21 protein-coding genes are annotated in these 18020 nt (G+C 50.9%); 14 read left to right on the top strand and 7 right to left on the bottom strand.

Annotated elements, in window-relative coordinates; all coding sequences use genetic code 11:
• Positions 1-2 precede the first annotated feature (2 nt).
• From NBA72_RS02050 to hypA, 8 genes are read left to right on the top strand one after another with little or no spacing between them, the layout of a single operon-like run.
• Positions 3-1805: a nickel-dependent hydrogenase large subunit gene (locus NBA72_RS02050; protein WP_000331200.1), complete on the top strand. Its 1803-nt coding sequence runs from the start codon at positions 3-5 to the stop codon at positions 1803-1805.
• Entirely contained in the window at positions 1756-2499 is a 744-nt protein-coding gene (gene cybH / locus NBA72_RS02045) for a Ni/Fe-hydrogenase, b-type cytochrome subunit (RefSeq protein ID WP_023209486.1), read from the top strand. The genes NBA72_RS02050 and cybH overlap by 50 nt, the downstream gene beginning before the upstream one ends.
• A gap of 5 nt (positions 2500-2504) precedes the next feature.
• Positions 2505-3113, top strand: a complete 609-nt coding sequence (gene hybD, locus NBA72_RS02040) for a HyaD/HybD family hydrogenase maturation endopeptidase (RefSeq protein ID WP_000852663.1) — start codon at positions 2505-2507, stop codon at positions 3111-3113.
• Entirely contained in the window at positions 3113-3412 is a 300-nt protein-coding gene (hypC, locus tag NBA72_RS02035; RefSeq protein ID WP_000334910.1) for a HypC/HybG/HupF family hydrogenase formation chaperone, read from the top strand. Before hybD ends, hypC begins: the two co-directional genes overlap by 1 nt.
• Complete coding sequence (locus NBA72_RS02030) at positions 3409-3819, top strand: hydrogenase (protein ID WP_000155990.1); 411 nt, start codon at positions 3409-3411, stop codon at positions 3817-3819. Before hypC ends, NBA72_RS02030 begins: the two co-directional genes overlap by 4 nt.
• Before the next feature lie 17 nt (positions 3820-3836).
• Positions 3837-4898: a hydrogenase expression/formation C-terminal domain-containing protein gene (locus NBA72_RS02025; protein ID WP_001660060.1), complete on the top strand. Its 1062-nt coding sequence runs from the start codon at positions 3837-3839 to the stop codon at positions 4896-4898.
• A complete protein-coding gene (locus tag NBA72_RS02020) occupies positions 4886-5773 on the top strand; it encodes an ATP/GTP-binding protein (RefSeq protein WP_042947299.1) in 888 nt (295 codons plus the stop codon). The genes NBA72_RS02025 and NBA72_RS02020 overlap by 13 nt, the downstream gene beginning before the upstream one ends.
• A gap of 12 nt (positions 5774-5785) precedes the next feature.
• Positions 5786-6127 carry a hydrogenase maturation nickel metallochaperone HypA gene (hypA, locus tag NBA72_RS02015; protein ID WP_042947301.1) on the top strand — a complete coding sequence of 114 codons (342 nt, stop codon included), beginning with the start codon at positions 5786-5788 and terminating at the stop codon, positions 6125-6127.
• Positions 6128-6267: 140 nt separating this feature from the next.
• On the opposite strand, the gene ompC is transcribed toward hypA, so the two are convergent.
• Positions 6268-7386, bottom strand: a complete 1119-nt coding sequence (gene ompC, locus NBA72_RS02010) for a porin OmpC (RefSeq protein ID WP_000758335.1) — start codon at positions 7384-7386, stop codon at positions 6268-6270.
• Positions 7387-8102: 716 nt separating this feature from the next.
• On the opposite strand from ompC, the gene NBA72_RS02005 reads away from it, so the two are divergent.
• On the top strand, positions 8103-8645 hold the full coding sequence (locus NBA72_RS02005; RefSeq protein WP_000513122.1) for a YybH family protein: 543 nt from the start codon (positions 8103-8105) through the stop codon (positions 8643-8645).
• 55 nt (positions 8646-8700) lie between these two features.
• Here NBA72_RS02005 and NBA72_RS02000 read toward each other — a convergent pair whose 3' ends face one another.
• From NBA72_RS02000 to sad, 4 genes are all read right to left on the bottom strand, one after another.
• The gene (locus NBA72_RS02000; protein WP_001675544.1) at positions 8701-9615 is read right to left on the bottom strand and encodes a bestrophin family protein; all 915 of its coding nucleotides are present in this window, start codon (positions 9613-9615) and stop codon (positions 8701-8703) included.
• A gap of 256 nt (positions 9616-9871) precedes the next feature.
• Positions 9872-10231, bottom strand: coding sequence for a DUF4186 domain-containing protein (locus tag NBA72_RS01995; protein ID WP_000992449.1), 360 nt, complete (start codon positions 10229-10231; stop codon positions 9872-9874).
• Complete coding sequence (gene glsB, locus NBA72_RS01990) at positions 10231-11157, bottom strand: glutaminase B (protein ID WP_000090081.1); 927 nt, start codon at positions 11155-11157, stop codon at positions 10231-10233. Before glsB ends, NBA72_RS01995 begins: the two co-directional genes overlap by 1 nt.
• A gap of 72 nt (positions 11158-11229) precedes the next feature.
• Entirely contained in the window at positions 11230-12618 is a 1389-nt protein-coding gene (gene sad / locus NBA72_RS01985; RefSeq protein ID WP_042947306.1) for a succinate-semialdehyde dehydrogenase, read from the bottom strand.
• A gap of 102 nt (positions 12619-12720) precedes the next feature.
• On the opposite strand from sad, the gene ptrR reads away from it, so the two are divergent.
• The gene (gene ptrR / locus NBA72_RS01980) at positions 12721-13593 is read left to right on the top strand and encodes a putrescine utilization regulator PtrR (RefSeq protein WP_000366539.1); all 873 of its coding nucleotides are present in this window, start codon (positions 12721-12723) and stop codon (positions 13591-13593) included.
• Positions 13594-13708: 115 nt separating this feature from the next.
• Positions 13709-14899, top strand: coding sequence for a sugar transporter (locus NBA72_RS01975; protein WP_042947307.1), 1191 nt, complete (start codon positions 13709-13711; stop codon positions 14897-14899).
• Between the two features lie 46 nt (positions 14900-14945).
• On the opposite strand, the gene NBA72_RS01970 is transcribed toward NBA72_RS01975, so the two are convergent.
• Entirely contained in the window at positions 14946-15611 is a 666-nt protein-coding gene (locus NBA72_RS01970; protein WP_000968968.1) for a MarC family NAAT transporter, read from the bottom strand.
• Positions 15612-15869: 258 nt separating this feature from the next.
• Between NBA72_RS01970 and marR the strand changes: the two genes are divergently transcribed.
• From marR to marB, 3 genes are read left to right on the top strand one after another with little or no spacing between them, the layout of a single operon-like run.
• Positions 15870-16304 (top strand): multiple antibiotic resistance transcriptional regulator MarR, encoded by a 435-nt coding sequence (gene marR, locus NBA72_RS01965; RefSeq protein WP_000843434.1) that lies wholly within the window; start codon positions 15870-15872, stop codon positions 16302-16304.
• A gap of 19 nt (positions 16305-16323) precedes the next feature.
• Positions 16324-16707, top strand: coding sequence for an MDR efflux pump AcrAB transcriptional activator MarA (marA, locus tag NBA72_RS01960; protein ID WP_000091194.1), 384 nt, complete (start codon positions 16324-16326; stop codon positions 16705-16707).
• Between the two features lie 28 nt (positions 16708-16735).
• Complete coding sequence (marB, locus tag NBA72_RS01955; RefSeq protein WP_000783049.1) at positions 16736-16951, top strand: multiple antibiotic resistance protein MarB; 216 nt, start codon at positions 16736-16738, stop codon at positions 16949-16951.
• Positions 16952-17069: 118 nt separating this feature from the next.
• On the opposite strand, the gene eamA is transcribed toward marB, so the two are convergent.
• The gene (eamA, locus tag NBA72_RS01950) at positions 17070-17972 is read right to left on the bottom strand and encodes an O-acetylserine/cysteine exporter (RefSeq protein ID WP_000987750.1); all 903 of its coding nucleotides are present in this window, start codon (positions 17970-17972) and stop codon (positions 17070-17072) included.
• Positions 17973-18020: the final 48 nt, after the last annotated feature.

Here is an 18020-nt window from a genome sequence, read left to right as displayed (position 1 = left end):
TTATGGCATATCCTTATCAGACTCAGGGTTTTACGCTGGACAATAGCGGACGGCGAATTGTGGTCGATCCGGTTACTCGCATCGAAGGGCATATGCGCTGCGAAGTGAATATCGACAGTAATAATGTCATTACTAACGCTGTGTCGACCGGCACCATGTGGCGCGGCCTGGAGGTTATCCTGAAAGGTCGCGATCCGCGAGACGCCTGGGCATTCGTTGAACGCATTTGCGGCGTCTGCACCGGTACACACGCTCTGACCTCAATCCGTGCCGTAGAAAATGCGCTGGGAATCGCGATTCCGGACAACGCAAACTGTATCCGTAATATGATGCAGGCTACGCTACACGTTCACGATCACCTGGTGCATTTTTATCATCTGCACGCGCTGGACTGGGTTGATGTGGTTGCGGCCCTGAAAGCCGACCCGCATCAGACCTCCGCCATCGCGCAAAGCCTTTCCGCATGGCCGCTATCCTCGCCGGGATATTTCCGCGATTTGCAAAATCGACTGAAGCGGTTTATCGAGTCCGGTCAACTTGGCCCTTTCCGTAATGGCTACTGGGGACATCCGGCGATGAAACTTCCGCCGGAAGCCAATTTGCTGGCGGTCGCCCACTATCTTGAAGCGCTCGATTTTCAAAAAGAGATCGTAAAAATTCACACCGTTTTCGGTGGTAAAAACCCGCATCCTAACTGGCTGGTGGGCGGCGTTCCTTGCGCCATCAACCTTGACGAAACGGGCGCGGTCGGCGCAGTGAATATGGAACGCCTGAACCTTGTCAGTTCCATCATCCAAAAAGCTCGCCAGTTCTGCGAACAGGTTTATCTTCCGGACGTCTTGCTGATTGCCAGTTATTACAAAGACTGGGCAAAAATCGGCGGCGGGTTATCGAGCATGAACCTGCTGGCTTATGGCGAGTTTCCGGATAACCCTAACGATTATTCCGCCAGTAATCTTCTGCTTCCGCGTGGGGCTATCATTAACGGTCGTTTCGACGAAATTCATCCTGTCGATTTAACCGCCCCCGATGAGATTCAGGAGTTTGTCACTCACTCCTGGTATACCTATGGTAACGGCAATAACGATAAGGGCCTGCATCCGTGGGATGGTCTGACCGAACCGCAACTGGTCATGGGCGAACACTATAAAGGCACAAAAACCTTTATCGAACAGGTGGATGAGTCCGCTAAATATTCATGGATTAAATCGCCGCGCTGGAAGGGACATGCGATGGAGGTAGGTCCGCTGGCGCGTTATCTGATTGGATATCATCAAAATAAACCGGAATTTAAAGAACCTGTGGATCAACTGCTTAGTGTATTAAAGCTGCCTAAAGAAGCGCTCTTTTCTACATTAGGACGTACTGCCGCGCGTGCGCTGGAATCCGTATGGGCAGGCAATACGCTGCAATATTTCTTCGATCGTCTGATGCGTAACCTCAAGTCCGGCGATACGGCGACGGCAAACGTCACGCTCTGGGAACCCGATACCTGGCCTACATCGGCAAAAGGCGTTGGTTTCAGCGAGGCGCCGCGCGGCGCGCTGGGGCACTGGATAAAAATTGAAAATCAGAAAATCGACAGCTATCAGTGTGTGGTACCGACAACCTGGAATGCCGGGCCACGTGACGATAAAGGTCAAATTGGCGCGTACGAAGCGGCGTTAATGGGGACTAAACTCGCCGTTCCCGATCAACCATTGGAGATTTTACGTACTCTGCACAGCTTCGATCCCTGCCTGGCCTGCTCCACCCATGTTATTGATAATCATGGAGGGGAGCTGGTCAGGGTTCAGGTACGATGACGACGATTCGGAGGTCTCAATGCATCTCAAAGAAATAACCAGCCAGGGGTACTATATCTATGAAGCGCCGGTCCGTTTATGGCACTGGATCACGGCGTTATCCATTGTCGTCCTGGCTGTTACAGGATATTTCATTGGCCGCCCCCTGCCATCGATTCAAGGTGAAGCGACCTTTATGTTTTGGATGGGCTGGATACGACTGATCCATTTTACCACGGCGTATATTTTTACTGTCGCGCTGCTGTTTCGTATTTACTGGGCATGTGTCGGCAATGAGTACGCCAGGGAGATGTTTCTGGTTCCGTTCTGGCGCCGCGCCTGGCGTAAAGGCGTTATCAGCGAAATCCGCTGGTATTTTTTCCTCGAAAAAGAGGCCCATCGTTACTATGGACATAATCCGGTAGCGGGACTGGCGGTAATGTTCTATTTCTGGATGTCCGTACTGATGGTGTGTAGCGGCTTTGCGCTCTATGGCGAAGGGCTTGGAACAGACAGTTGGGCGTATCAATTGTTTGGCTGGATGATTCGCCTGACTGGCAACGATAGCCTCGCGCTGCATTTCTGGCACCGGCTGGGCATGTGGTTCATTATCGCCTTCGTCATTGCGCATGTTTATACCGCTATCCGTGAAGACATTATGAGCCGACAAAGCGTGATTTCCGTCATGATAAGCGGCTGGCGCTGGTTCAGGTGATAACAATGGCAGAAGTAACAATCTTAGGGCTTGGCAACCTGCTTTGGGCAGATGAAGGGTTTGGCGTCAGAGCGGCGGAAAAGCTGTTTGAACAGTATGCCGATAACGAGAAAGTTGACGTTGTTGATGGCGGTACGCAGGGGCTGGCGCTGCTGCCCTGGCTGCAACAAACCGAAAAACTGTTAATCATGGATGCTATCGATTTTGGTATGGCGCCAGGTTCGCTGGCGATGTTTCGTGATGAACAGGTTCCCGCCTATCTGACGGCGAAAAAACTCAGTTTACATCAGACCAGTTTTTCTGAAGTGCTGGCATTGCTGCAATTAACCGGCGGCCAGTTATCGGAGATTGTGCTGATTGGCGTGCAGCCGGAATGTCTGGATGACTATGGCGGGAGTCTTACGCCGCAGGTAAAGGCGCAACTGATGCCTGCGGTCTGTCTCGCGCAGGAAGTGCTGGCGCAATGGGGTATCACCGCCTCTTCAGCGGCCTTGCCCACTGAAAGACTCAATCATTACAGCCTGTGTATGGAACGCTACGAAGATGAACGGCCAGATGCGCAAAGCGCTTGCCGGGTCGGCGATATTCGGGTGCTACAGAGAGAGAAATCATAATGTGTATCGGCGTTCCTGTGCAGGTTATTTCACCCGGTCAGTGGTTCGCCAAATGCCGCGACCGACACGGCGAGCTTATCGACGTTGATATTCGGCTTGTGGCTCCCCCCTTAGCAGGCGCATGGCTGCTGACATTTGGCGGCGCAGCACGACGAGAAATGGACGAAACGGAAGCCGTTGAGGTACTGGCGGCGCTGGACTCGCTGGAACAGGCCATGCTCACGCAAAGCGATCCGCTGACCGGTTTTGCCGATTTATTGTCTCGCACGCCTGAATTACCGGAGCATTTAAAAAAATGACTATCTCACCCCAAAATTCTGTTTGTCCACTGGCGGATAAAGGCTTTCTGGTTACCGATGCACAAACGCTCCCGTCGTTGATTAATGCGCATCCGACTGTGCTGGTTTTGCTGCAAAGCGACCCCAACAAACATCCGGAAGTCGCCGACAGTTGGGTCATTATCCCGGAGATCCTCAAGCAATTTCCGGCGACGTCTTATACCGCGGCATTTGCGGATAGCGAACAGAGTGAACTGATCGCCCGGGAGTATCGCATTCTGAAATATCCGGCGCTGCTTTTCTTTCGCCAGCACCGTTTTGTCGGCAGTCTGGCGGGATTATATAGCTGGCAAGAATACTCTCAGCGGGTGGCCGCATTGCTGACCACACCGGGCTATCGTCAGGATATTCCCGTTATCACGCAATAGAATGAAAGGTAACACACGTGAATCATTCCAGAACTATTCCAGTCGTTAATATTGCCGGACCAGGCTCGCAGCCAGAAGAGGAAGACTTTAACTTTCTTCCTATCCCCGCCGGCATTAATCTCCCACTGACGCCGGTTTTACCGGAACAGGCGCTGCCCGCTGAGCTTCGTGTTGCCAGACACATCCTGACTACGCTTATTCGCGATATGGATAACCCGGTGGCAACGCTCCCCTTTCCCCTGAGCTATAAGCTGAATGCCACTGAGCAACAGAATAGCGGTTTGTTGGATCAACTGCTCGGCGAAGGTGAAATCTCCGCCCGGGTACTATTATCCGATGGAAAAGAACAGCGTATTCAGGAGACGGTTTTTACGGGCGTCTGGCGTGTACGTGAATATAACGCTGACCAGCAACGGGTTGCCGATGAAATTATCATTGGCCCGATCCCGGAGAGCATCTGGCAGACGCATCCGCAGCCGCCGATTACGCCAGAATTGCCGCCGCAACCGGCGGGATTGATGAATGGCGCCTTTATCGCGCATGAAATAGCCGAGCGCGTAAAACAGCCGGTAAAAGAGCCGCATATCATTAACTTAACGCTATTGCCAGTAAACGATGCCGATCGCGAGTATCTGGATCATTTTTTAGGCGAAGGGTGTAGCGCTATTTTTTCACGCGGATATGGTAAATGCCGGATTGTAAGCACGCATTTTCCCGGCGTATGGCGGGTCAATTATTTCAATGATATGAACACATTACTGCAAGATATGATTGAGATAGCGGACATTCCTGATATCGCCGTTGCAGGCATCGACGATATCGAAGATGCCTACGCGGGGCTAAAAAATACGTTGGAATGGTTGAAAGAATACCCGGTCACAGAAAATGAGCCAGTGGTGCGCATGGAGTGCAAAGTATGTTGGTGGGTTTACGACCCTGCGCTGGGCGATGATGTATGGCAAATTCCACCCGGCGTGCCCTTCAACCAGTTACCTGATTACTGGTGCTGTCCGGTTTGCGAAACCAGTAAGTCCGGGTTTATGGTGATCGATGAAGGTAATAATTCGTGCAAAGATTGACCGTCTATTCTCACCCGCTACGGATTATCTGGCAGGAGGCGCCGATCGGTCGTTTGTTACAGGGCGCAACACCGGTGTACGCAAAAACGCTTATTTCACGTTTGTTTACGTTGTGCGCTCAGGCACACAGCGTAGCGGCGGCTTTACTGTTGTTTCCTGAAGAGAAGCCAGATATGCAGGCCGCACAACAGGAGCTGGCGCGAGAAACGCTCCGTCGCGCGTTGACCGACTGGCTCCCCCTGTTTAGCCACCGACAGGCAACCGCTGAAGAATGGGCGTTGTTACGTCGCGGAGAGTTATCCCCGCTGGCAAGAACAATCTTTTTTGACGATGATCCTCAGACCTGGCTTGCCGCTGGCGTAAAGGGCTGGGAAGCCTGGTTTTTGCAAGAGCGTTCTGAAACCGCCCGCTGGCTGGCGGCAGTACAGAATATCATTACACCTACACTACCGATGGCGTCGTCCCCGGACCATACGTTAATAACCCATGGTCCCCTGGATGTCTCGCCTCTGGCTATCGAATATCCGCTACTGTCAGCCTGTTGTCTTAGCGGAAAAACGACTGCGCTACGTCTGCTGGCCCGCTGCATTACGCTCGCCCGAAGTTTGAGCGCCCTTCCTACCCTGCGCTGGAATCGTTTTGATGATGGCGAATGGAAAATAGCGGTAGTGGAAACCGCGCGAGGATGGTTAGTTCATCAGGCCAGACTGACGACGTCAGGCAATATTCTTGATTACCGTATTATCTCGCCTACCACACGTCACGCCCAATCTGACGGCGTCATTGCTCGCGAACTGGCCACTATTCCACTCTCATTGTGGTCGCAACAGTTACAGGTAATTGATCCTTGTGTCGCCGTAAATATTGTTGAATGAAGGAGCTGGCCCATGCATGAATTAGCCCTGGCGCAAAATATTATCGAATTGCTGGAGGAGCAGGCAGTAAATCACCAGTTCAGCAAGGTAAAGCAAGTCTGGCTGGAGATTGGCGTTATGGCCTGTGTTGAGGTGCCGGCGCTGCATTTTGGCCTGGACGTCGCCACTCGTCATACCCTTGCTGACAATGCGCGTTTCCACATTACTATCGCACCGGCGCAAGGTTGGTGTCTGTCCTGTAATCAACCCTTCACCTCTCAAACATCCACACTCTGTTGCCCCTTTTGTCATTCAGGCAAAGTGCAGATAGATGACAGTAGCAGAATGCGCATTCGCGAGATCGAAGTCGAATAGTCAACGAATAGTCAATAAAAAAGGACGCCAGAAGCGTCCTGAAATAATAAAAGAATAAATTAACAATAATAAAGGTTAAGCAGTGACACAGTTTTGGGAAAAGGAGGGTATCCCTAAACTGTCTTAATCAGCAAGTTTTATCAAAACTCGTAGACTAAGCCGAGCGCCACGGTGTTGTCTGTATTAGGATTCGATGGGTTGCCATCTTTTAGCAGATTGATTTTGTAGTCAACATACGCGGACATATTTTTATTGAAGTAGTAATAGGAACCCACATCAATATATTTCACAAGGTCGAACGAACCCAGTCCATCAACATCATTGGCTCTGGATTGCAGGAACGCCAGTGACGGGCGTAAGCCATTATCAAATTGATATTGCCCTACCATTTCCCAGTTATCGGTTTTATGTGCAAAGCCGCCCAATGTATCACCCATATAGGTCATATCATAAGTACGGGTATAGTTTGCCGCCAGGTAAATATTATTGGCATCATACTTCACGCCGCCAGTCCAGGCTTCAGCGCGGTCGCCATTGTCGTATTTATCTTGCGTCATCTGATCAAGCGTGCGTTTGGAACTGGTATAGGCTGCCCCCAGGCTCACCCCCATGCCCAAATCATATGTCGCTGATGCCCCGAAACCATCGCCATTCTGGTACGCGATACTTTTTCTGGCATTATTACTTAAAGGATCGCCTTCTTTCGACAGGCCGTCATTTTTACCCTGATACTGCAACGCAATATTCAGGCCATCAACCAGACCAAAGAAATCATTATTGCGATAAGTCAGAACGCCATTCGCGCGTCCGGTCATAAAATTATCGGAAGCTTCATACGAATCATTACCAAATTCAGGCAGTACGTCAGTCCATGAACCAATGTCGTATAACACGCCATAGTTACGACCATAATCAACAGACCCCATATCGGCAAATGCCAAACCAGCAAAACCGAGACGCGTCCAGCTTTGCGGGGAACCGCTGGAGTCACCATCTTCCGGACGATTGGCGTTGACCTGATACTCCCACTGTCCAAAACCGGTTAGTTGATCGGTAATTTGAGTCTCGCCTTTAATACCCATACGGATATAAGATTGATCGCCATCCGTACTATGATTACTGGAAAAATAATGCAGGCCGTCGACCTTGCCATACAAATCCAGTTTATTGCCATCCTTGTTATAGATTTCTGCTGCGTTGGCGGCTCCAGCCATCATCACGGCTGCGGCTACCGCAGATAACACCACTACTTTTTTCATTTTATATGCCTTATTTGTCTTATTTTTGGACTTTCCGCAAAACCTGCTCGCGGAACTGTCCAGGACAATATCACTAACAATTACCGCGCGTTAAGTTTCAAAGTGTAATATTAGCTTGCTATGTATTAGTGATGTTAAAATGCAAGTTAAGCATGACTACATCAATGATATGCCCTGTTTTCTGCTGTAATAACAAGGGGGTTACTAGTAGAGAACTGGCTTACGGTCGGGGATGCCAGGGCGAGAATGGCACTTAACACTCGGCTGGCATTCGTTAAGACGGAATCATAATCAAGCCAGTTGAGGTCACAGCCCTTCTTATTTTTGTGTATAATTTGTTACGTTTACATTTATTTTTAAATTAGCGTTATGAAAATATCAGTACTACTGAAATAGCACTTCTTCGCTTCGTGTATTTTTACTATGGTTAATTATCACATAGCGCAAACGGTCATTTGTGTATCACTATTCATAAGATTAACTATTTACCAGTGGTAATAAACATAAAAGTAAGTCAATGGACAACAACAATACTGAAACTCTAAATGTTGATATTTTGAGTCATGCCGTTACAAACAAATACGATATTCTTAATTGCACTACTCCCTTTTCGGGGTAGTTTTATAGAAGGATGTTTTTTATTGTTCGTGAGCCATGCTCCTTTAGTATAAAGGTGAACGTAACAGGAAAGATAAAGCGTCTCAAAAACAGACCATATGGGTATAACTATTATGCAAAAAACGTCACTATTGTTTTCGGCCGCCGCGATAACGTTAACTCTGATGGCGTCATCGGCATCAGCGGCAACGCCAACCGCCGCACAAAATGAAGCTACGTCGACCGTTAAACAAGAAATTACAGAAGGCATTAACCGTTACCTTTATTCAATAGATAAGGCAGACCCAACGTTAGGCAAGCAGCTCTTTTATGTTTCACCGGAAACCAGTTTTATTCATCCACGCGGTCACGAACGCGGATGGTCGCAGATCGCTGAAAATTTTTATGGCACCACTATGGGTAAAACCTTCAGCAAACGCACGTTAAAACTGGACGCTCCCCCAGCTATTCATGTGTATGGCAATGCCGCCGTTGCAGAGTTCGACTGGCATTTTACCGCGGTACGCCGTGATAATGGGCAGACTCAACACACGACAGGCCGCGAAAGCCAGGTGTGGGCGAAGATACCAAACACAGGATGGCGAATCGTTCATGTCCACTACTCCGGTCCAGCCAAAACCGGCGTTGGAGAAGGCTATTAAGCTTTGCTCTTCAGGTTATGGCGCAGATGAACATTCTGCGCCAGTTAAGTCGAGCTCAGGTCAGTTGATAGCGTTTATCCGGTATCCGTTTTTCCGGAATATCCCTTTCATCATTCATTTGCAGTAAATCGATTTCTATCGCATTGCATATCGCATCCAGCGGTAAATCATTATTTTCAGTACCGAACGGATCCTCCAACTCTTCCGCTAACGCATCCAACGCGATAAACGTATAAGAAATAAGCACCGAAATAAACGGCGTCATATAGTGCAGATCAACCACCAGTGCAAATGGCAACATAATGCAGAAAAGATAAACCGTACGATGCAAAATTAACGTATAGGCAAAAGGCACCGGCGTGTTGGCGATGCGCTCACAGCCGGCCAATACTGACGACATATCATTTAAGCGGTTGTTGAGGCTATGAAATAAAATATCGGAAAGCTTTCCGCTGCGGCGGCGAATCGCCAGCCACTCTCCCATCAGCAATAAGATACGGTTAGCGGGGGAATGGGAAGCGACAACTTTCTGTAACGCCTCCTGGTCAAGATAGTTGCCCAGAACTTGCGTTTGAGGCTGTCGACGCAATGTCATACGCAAACAGTGGGCAAAAGCGATTTGTAACCGAACAAAATCCTCGATACCGCGTTCATCAGGTAAGGTTGTTTTCACCTCACGCAGTATTGAGCGTGAAGCGATCATCAACTGCCCCCACAAATGTCGCGCTTCGACGTAACGCGCATAACAGGCATTATTGCGAAACCCCAGAAAAATGGCGATAGCGACGCCCAGTATGCTAAACGGCGCAAGGGTAAACTTAATACCCAGCATTGTGTACCAGGGCAGCATGATAATAACGGCGATAGAAAGAAGAAAGTTAAGGAGTAGTCGTGAAAAGATTTTAGATAACACGGAACCATGCCAGACAAATATCAGGCGAATCCAGTGCTGTTGTGGTCTAACGATCATGATTATCTTCAGCAGGTAAAAAAGCACTGTCATTAAACGTGATCCAGATCAAGGTTGCAAGCTTCTGGTGATACACGGCTCCCCTGCCCTGTAGAACATTTTTTTGCACAGTGCTGACAGGCGTTGAAAAAAAAACAACCAAATGTATGTTGTAACTAAAAAGACACTTCAGCACATGAGATATATGACGGTCAACGGCTGCTATCAGTGGTATAGGGTGTTTTATCGGGGAAAGCGTCAGCAACGACGCGCTGCTCTACCTCTGATTCATTTGTATGACCAGCCAGTAATGGATAACGCTGACAATATACTGTTGCTGCGCTTCGCTCAGCGGTTCTCCCTGAGGTATCTGGTGCCACTTCGCCAGGCACCCGCGACAGCAGGTTGCCGTCGCATGTTGCGCGATAAATACCGGATGGCCCCGCATCGGCGTTTGCTTACCATCATTCGCCGGGTGAGCTGGCGCCAGTCGCTGGGCGATAAAATCGGCGGCGTGTTTATCAATTACCTCCGCGCCTTTATCCCAGCAATATTGTCTTTCTTTTATCCCGAGACGAAAACGCGAACGAAATGTCGATCGCGCCAGGCGGGCAAAGAGCGGTTCAAGCGCATTCATCAGTATACCGAACGTCCTAACGTTTGTGTTAATTGCTCAAGCGCGGCGATACCTGCCAGAGAGTTTCCCGCAGGATCCAGCTCCGGACTCCAGACGGCAATCGCCATTTCATGCGGCACTATGGCGACAATACCGCCGCCCACGCCGGATTTAGCTGGCAATCCCACCCGCCAGGCAAACTCTCCGGCATTCTGATACATCCCGCTGGTCGCCATTAGCGCATTAATCTGCCGGGCCTGCATGGGGGTAACTACCGGCTCGTCGAGATGAAACGCCTCGCCCTGATTCGCCAGAAAGACAAACGTCCTCGCCAGTTCCATGCAGCTCATTTTCAACGCACAGTAGTGGAAGTAATTTTGCAACACGGTAGGCACATCATGATGAAAATTACCGAATGATTTCATCAGCCAGGCAATAGCGGCGTTACGGGCGGAATGCTCAAATTCAGAGCGCGCGACCGTAGCGTCATACGTAATATCCGATACGCCGCAAAGCGCGCGCACAACTTCCAGCATTCGCTGACGCGGCGCGCTAAGCCGCCCTTGCAACATGTCGCATACCACCAGCGCGCCCGCATTAATAAATGGATTACGCGGGATGCCTTGTTCCATCTCTAACTGAACCAACGAATTGAATGGCGAGCCGGAAGGATCTTTTCCGACGCGCTGCCAGATCTCCTCTTCCGGATAATGACGCATCGCCACCACCAGACTGAGCACTTTCGAAATAGACTGAATAGAGAAGCGTTCGTGCGCATCGCCCGCCTGATAATGCTGCCCGTCCACGGTACAAATCGCTATCCCCAGCTTTGAACCTTCGACGGACGCTAATGCCGGAATATAGTCAGCGACTTTGCCCTGGCCAATGAGGGGGCGAACGCGCTGTAAAATCGTCTCTAAAATTGCATTATCCATGGCCCTGGCCACAACATGCTCCTTGCTCGCAGGTCTGAAAAGGCCTGCGAGTATAGCAGAGGGCGCCACGCGACGTCAGGGCGATTAGACGCGGTTCTTCCAGACGGTCTGCACATTACAAAATTCGTGTAAACCAAAGTGCGAAAGCTCGCGACCGAAGCCGCTTTTCTTCACCCCGCCGAATGCCACACGCGCATCGCTGGCGCTGTACCCATTAATGAATACCCCGCCGCACTCAAGACACGCCGCCATCTCCGCGGCCAGCGTATCGTCGGCGGTAAAGATCGTCGCCGACAGGCCAAACTCACTGTCATTCGCCAGCGCGAGGGCGTGCGCCGCATCTTTTGCAACGGTAATGGCGGCAACAGGCCCAAAAAGCTCCTGACGAAATGCCGCCATGTCAGGAGTGACATCCGCCAGAACGGTCGCGGCATAATAGTTGCCCTCCCCGGCGATTTTCTCGCCGCCCAACAGTAGCCGTGCGCCTTCGGCGACGGAAGCCTGCACCTGTTGATGGAGTTCATCACGCAAATCAAAGCGCGCCATCGGCCCCAGGTCATTCTCTTCAACCAGAGGATCCCCCATCTTTAATGCTGCGGCAGCCGCCACAAAACGATCGGTAAACGCCTGCGCAATGCCCTCTTCGACAATAAAACGTTTGGCGGCGGCGCAGACTTGTCCGGTGTTTTGATAGCGTCCGGCAACTGCGGCTTTTACCGCCAGTTCGAGATCGGCATCATTGAGTACAATAAACGGATCCGAGCCACCCAGTTCCAGTACGCACTTTTTCAGCGCCGCCCCAGCCTGAGCGCCAATCGCCGCGCCGGCGCGCACGCTACCGGTCACCGTCACGGCCGCGATTCGCGGATCGTTAATCATCTGACTCACGCCCTCATTATTGGCGTTCACCCATCCATAGACGCCAGCGGGAGTACCGGCTTCCGTCAAGATTCGGGCTATCATCTGCGCGCAACCCGTGACATTGGGCGCATGTTTTAACAAGTAGCTATTCCCCGCCAACAGTATCGGCACTGCCCCGCGTAACACCTGCCATAAAGGAAAATTCCACGGCATTATCGCCAGAATGACGCCCAGCGGACGGTATTCAATCACCGCCTGCTGATTTTCTACCAGCGTAGGCTCAGGATTCAGCATTGCCGGGCCATGTTCCGCATACCAGTCGCATAACGCGGCGGATTTCGTCACTTCCGCACGCGCCTGCTTTATGGGTTTACCCATTTCACGCGTAATACATTGCGCCATCTCTTCTGCATGAGCGCGAAGCGCCTGACCAATATCACGTAATGTTTGCGCCCGTTGCGCTACCGATGTCATTTTCCACTTTTTGAAACCGCTCGCAGCCAGACTCAGCGCATGTTCAATCTCTTGCGCGTTAGCCCAGGGCATTGCCGCCAGCGTCTGGCCGGTCGCAGGATTCACGGATAACGCCTGTGTTGCAGTCATCATGGTCATGTTCTTTCTCTCGTTATCAGGGGAGTTGTACCATCATGACGCCCTTTACCCTTTCTGAAAAATGAATAATATTAACCAGACTATTCACGAATTGAGAAAACCATGGACCTGACGCAACTGGAAATGTTTAACGCTGTCGCTCTGACGGGCAGCATCACGCAGGCGGCGGCAAAAGTACACCGCGTTCCGTCCAACCTGACCACGCGTATCCGTCAGCTTGAAGCCGACCTGGGCGTCTCTCTGTTTATTCGCGAAAACCAGCGACTCAGGCTGTCACCAGCCGGGCATAACTTTTTACGTTACAGCCAGCAGATCCTGGCGCTGGTCGATGAAGCCCGCATGGTGGTTGCCGGAGAGGAACCGCAAGGACTGTTTTCACTCGGCGCGTTAGAAAGTACTGCCGCCGTACGTATCCCCGCGCTGCTGGCGGGTTATAACCAGCGTTACCCTAAAATTCAGTTCGCGTTAACGACCGGTCCTTCCGGCGCCATGCTGGATGGCGTGCTCGAGGGAAAGCTGAACGCCGCCTTTATTGATGGCCCGCTAATGCATCCGGGGCTGGAAGGTATACCGGCTTACCAGGAAGAGATGATGATCGTCGCGCCACACGGCCATTCCGTCGTTTCGCGGGCCAGCGAGGTGAATGGTTATAACATCTATGCTTTTCGCGCCAACTGTTCTTACCGACGGCATTTCGAAAGCTGGTTTCATGCCGATGGCGCGACCCCCGGTACGATTCACGAAATGGAGTCATATCATGGAATGTTGGCGTGCGTAATTGCCGGCGCAGGTATTGCGCTGATGCCAGCAAGTATGCTCAACAGTATGCCAGGACATCATCAGGTGGAGGCCTGGCCGTTGGCGGAGAAGTGGCGCTGGCTTAACACATGGCTAATGTGGCGGCGCGGGGCGATGACGCGCCAGCTTGAGGCCTTTATCGAGTTACTTAACGCCCAACTGGCGAGCGTCGACTGAAGACGAAACGGCCTGCGAAGTAAATGAGAAGCAGGTCACAAAATGATTGTCTTTTCGCCAGTAAACGTTTTAAGATCGCGGCCTCACCTTCTCGCAACTAACCCGAAATATTTTTATGACAATCAATCCAGTTTCCCGCAAGGTCGCGTGGCTACGGGTAGTTACGCTTGCTATTGCCGCTTTTATTTTCAATACCACAGAATTTGTGCCGGTTGGTTTGCTATCAGACATTGCTGAAAGCTTTCATATGCAAACCGCGCAGGTCGGCATCATGCTAACCATTTACGCCTGGGTAGTTGCCGTCATGTCGCTGCCTTTTATGCTTCTTACCAGTCAAATGGAGCGCCGTAAGCTACTCATTTGTCTGTTTGTTTTGTTTATTGCCAGCCATGTGCTCTCCTTTCTGGCATGGAACTTTACCGTGCTGATCATTAGCCGTATTGGTATCGCTTTCGCCCACGCTATTTTCTGGTCGATAACCGCCTCGCTGGCGATCCGCCTGGCCCCTGCCGGGAAACGCGCGCAGGCATTAAGTCTGATAGCGACCGGCACCGCGTTGGCCATGGTGCTTGGGCTGCCCATAGGTCGCGTTGTTGGTCAGTATTTTGGCTGGCGCACCACCTTTTTTGCCATCGGCATGGGCGCATTAATTACGCTGCTATGTCTGATTAAGCTTCTACCGAAATTGCCGAGCGAGCATTCCGGCTCACTAAAAAGTTTACCTTTGCTATTCCGACGCCCGGCGCTGATGAGCCTCTATGTACTGACCGTCGTTGTGGTGACTGCGCATTACACAGCTTATAGCTATATTGAACCGTTCGTTCAGAATGTCGCCGGGCTCAGTGCGAATTTTGCTACCGTCCTGTTACTGATCCTCGGCGGCGCCGGGATCATCGGCAGCCTCGTGTTTGGTAAACTGGGTAATCGTCATGCCTCGTCGCTCGTCAGTATCGCTATTGCCCTGCTGGTTGTCTGTCTGCTTCTGCTGCTGCCTGCGGCGGATAGCGAAGCGCATCTGGCCATACTGAGCATTTTCTGGGGCATCGCGATTATGGTGATAGGGCTCGGTATGCAGGTAAAAGTACTGGCGCTGGCCCCGGACGCGACCGATGTCGCAATGGCGCTATTTTCAGGCATCTTTAATATTGGTATTGGCGCTGGCGCGCTGGTAGGCAATCAGGTGAGTTTGCACTGGTCAATGTCGGCCATCGGCTATATTGGCGCCATACCCGCCTGTGCCGCGCTGGTATGGGCTGTGCTCATATTCCGCAAATGGCCAGTGACGCTGGAAGAACAACCGCATTAAGACATTCGTCTGCCGGGAAAAGGTTTCCGGCAGACGAAAATGCGCCTTAGTGGTACGTTTTAATAATTTCCAACACGCCGTTGATAATAAATTGCACGCCCATACACACCAGCAGGAATCCCATTAAGCGGGAGATCGCTTCAATCCCCCCTTTACCCACCAGCCGCATAATAGCGCCAGAACTGCGTAAGCATCCCCACAGGATCACCGCCACGGCAAGAAAAATAATCGGCGGCGCGACCATAATGACCCAGTCGGGAAACTCGCCGCCATGACGCACCGTGGAAGCGGAACTGATGATCATTGCGATGGTCCCCGGTCCTGCGGTGCTTGGCATAGCCAGTGGAACAAACGCAATATTGGCCGTCGGTTCGTCTGCCAGCTCCTCCGATTTGCTTTTCGCTTCCGGCGACTCATGCGCCTTCTGCTGCGGGAAAAGCATTCTGAAGCCGATAAACGCCACGATTAACCCCCCGGCGATCCGTAGCCCTGGAATCGAAATACCGAAGGTGTTCATAACTAACTGCCCGGCGTAGTACGCCACCATCATAATAGCGAAGACATAAACCGAAGCCATATAGGACTGCCGGTTGCGTTCCGCACTATTCATATTGCCCGCAAGGCCAAGAAACAGCGCCACGGTGGTTAGCGGATTGGCTAACGGGAGCAGTACGACCAGCCCCAATCCAATCGCTTTAAACAAATCCATCATAATACTATCTCTTACCCATCAGCGTTTCATGAACCGGAAGTATAAAGTGAAATTGCCCAGGCGCGCCATTTCGCCAGTGTGCAAATTAATATCCTCTACAACCTATAACCTGTAATTATCAATTAGTTACAAGTTATCACAGCACAATACTCCGGACGCCTTTTAGCAAATCGTGGCATCGGTCAATTCATTTAGTTGACTTATACTTGCCTGGGCAATAGTATCTGACGAAATTAATTACTTGCCGGGGCAACCATTTTGAAAAGCACCAGTGATCTGTTCAATGAAATCATTCCGCTGGGTCGCTTGATCTACATGGTAAATCAAAAAAAAGATCGCCTGTTAAATAACTACTTATCCCCGCTGGATATCACCGCAACACAGTTTAAAGTGCTGTGCTCGATACGCTGCGCGGGATGTATTACCCCGGTTGAACTTAAAAAAGTGCTGTCTGTCGATCTCGGCGCATTGACGCGGATGCTCGACCGCCTGCTGTGCAAAGGCTGGATCGAAAGACTGCCGAATCCTAATGACAAACGCGGCGTACTGGTGAAGCTAACGCCGGACGGCGCGGCAATTTGTGAGCAATGTCATCAACGACCAGGGCAAGACCTGCATCAGGAATTAACAAAAAACTTAACGGCGGACGAAGTGGCAACGCTTGAGTATTTGCTCAAGAAAATTCTGCCGTAGACAAAAAAGAGGTATGACGATGTCCAGACGCAACACTGACGCTATTACTATTCATAGCATTTTGGACTGGATCGAGGATAACCTGGAGTCGCCGCTCTCACTGGAAAAAGTGTCTGAGCGTTCAGGATATTCCAAATGGCACCTGCAACGGATGTTTAAAAAAGAGACCGGTCATTCATTAGGTCAATACATCCGCAGCCGTAAGATGACGGAAATCGCGCAAAAATTAAAAGAGAGCAACGAGCCCATTCTCTATCTGGCGGAACGCTATGGCTTTGAGTCACAGCAAACATTGACCCGGACGTTCAAAAACTATTTTGATGTGCCGCCACACAAATACCGGATCACCAATATGCATGGCGAATCACGGTATATGCTGCCGCTGAACCATGGCAACTACTAGTTTGTTTATGCGCCACGCGAAGAGCACCATGAAAATGCTGTTTCCCGCCCTGCCGGGTCTGTTACTTATCGCCTCCGGATATGGCATTGCAGAACAAACTTTGTTACCTGTGGCGCAAAATAGCCGCGATGTGATGCTTCTGCCCTGTGTGGGCGATCCGCCAAATGACCTTCACCCCGTGAGCGTGAACAGCGATAAGTCAGATGAATTAGGCGTGCCCTATTATAACGACCAACACCTTTAACCTCTTTGCCCCGTTTTGCGGGGCATTTTTTTAGTACTGTCTGGCGATGACAAGTCCGCCGCTATTACCTCGCGGCATGGTCTGAAATTAGCGTTTGTCTTCTTAGTAACATAATGCCTCATCCCCTGACGCGCGCAGTACGGCGCACACGAAATCCAAACACATTGATATAGAGTCCAGCCATAATCAGTACTGCGCCCGCAAGTTGCATCCCGGTCAACGTTTCCCCGAGTAACACCGCGGCACTCGCCAGCCCGACTACCGGCACCAGCAATGATAACGGCGCCACGCGCCAGGTCTCATAGCGCCCCAGTAACGCGCCCCAGATGCCGTAGCCAAGTATAGTGGCGACAAAAGCCAGATACAGCAGCGACAATATCGTCGTCATATCAATGGTAATAAGGCTTTGCGTAATGTGATCCGCCCCCTCCAGTAGCAGCGATGACAGCAGGAACGGCAGGATCGGGATCAGCGCGCTCCAGACCACCAGCGACATCACCGCCGGGCGCGGACTATGTTGCATAATTTTTTTATTAAAGATATTGCCGCAGGCCCAGCTAAATGCCGCCGCCAGAGTCAGCATAAATCCCGACATCGCTATATGCTGTCCGTTGAGACTGGCTTCAATCAATACCAGTACACCTATAATCGCCAGGGCGATCCCCGCCAATTGCTTACGTTGTAACCGCTCGCTAAAAACAAACGCCCCCAATGCCATGGTAAAAAAGGCCTGCGCCTGTAATACCAACGATGCCAGTCCTGCGGGCATACCAAACTTTATCGCGCAAAAGAGAAAGGCGAACTGCCCAAAGCTTATCGTCAGGCCATAGCCCAGCAACAGCGTAAGCGGGACTTTAGGCCGGGCGACAAAGAAAATTGCCGGAAACGCCACCAGTAAAAATCGTAATCCTGCCAGCAATAATGGCGGCATATGGTGCAGGCCTACTTTAATGACAACAAAATTGAGCCCCCATACGACAACCACCAGTAACGCCAAAAAACCGTCTTTACGCGACATCATCGGCCCCTGTCATTATTAAAATTTTGTAAAAAGGTAAGTTATCGGAAA

Origin of the sequence: Salmonella sp. NW1250 (genome assembly GCF_051812965.1) — a bacterium.
GTDB lineage: Bacteria > Pseudomonadota > Gammaproteobacteria > Enterobacterales > Enterobacteriaceae > Salmonella > Salmonella enterica.
This window is presented reverse-complemented; position numbering and strand designations above follow the sequence as displayed.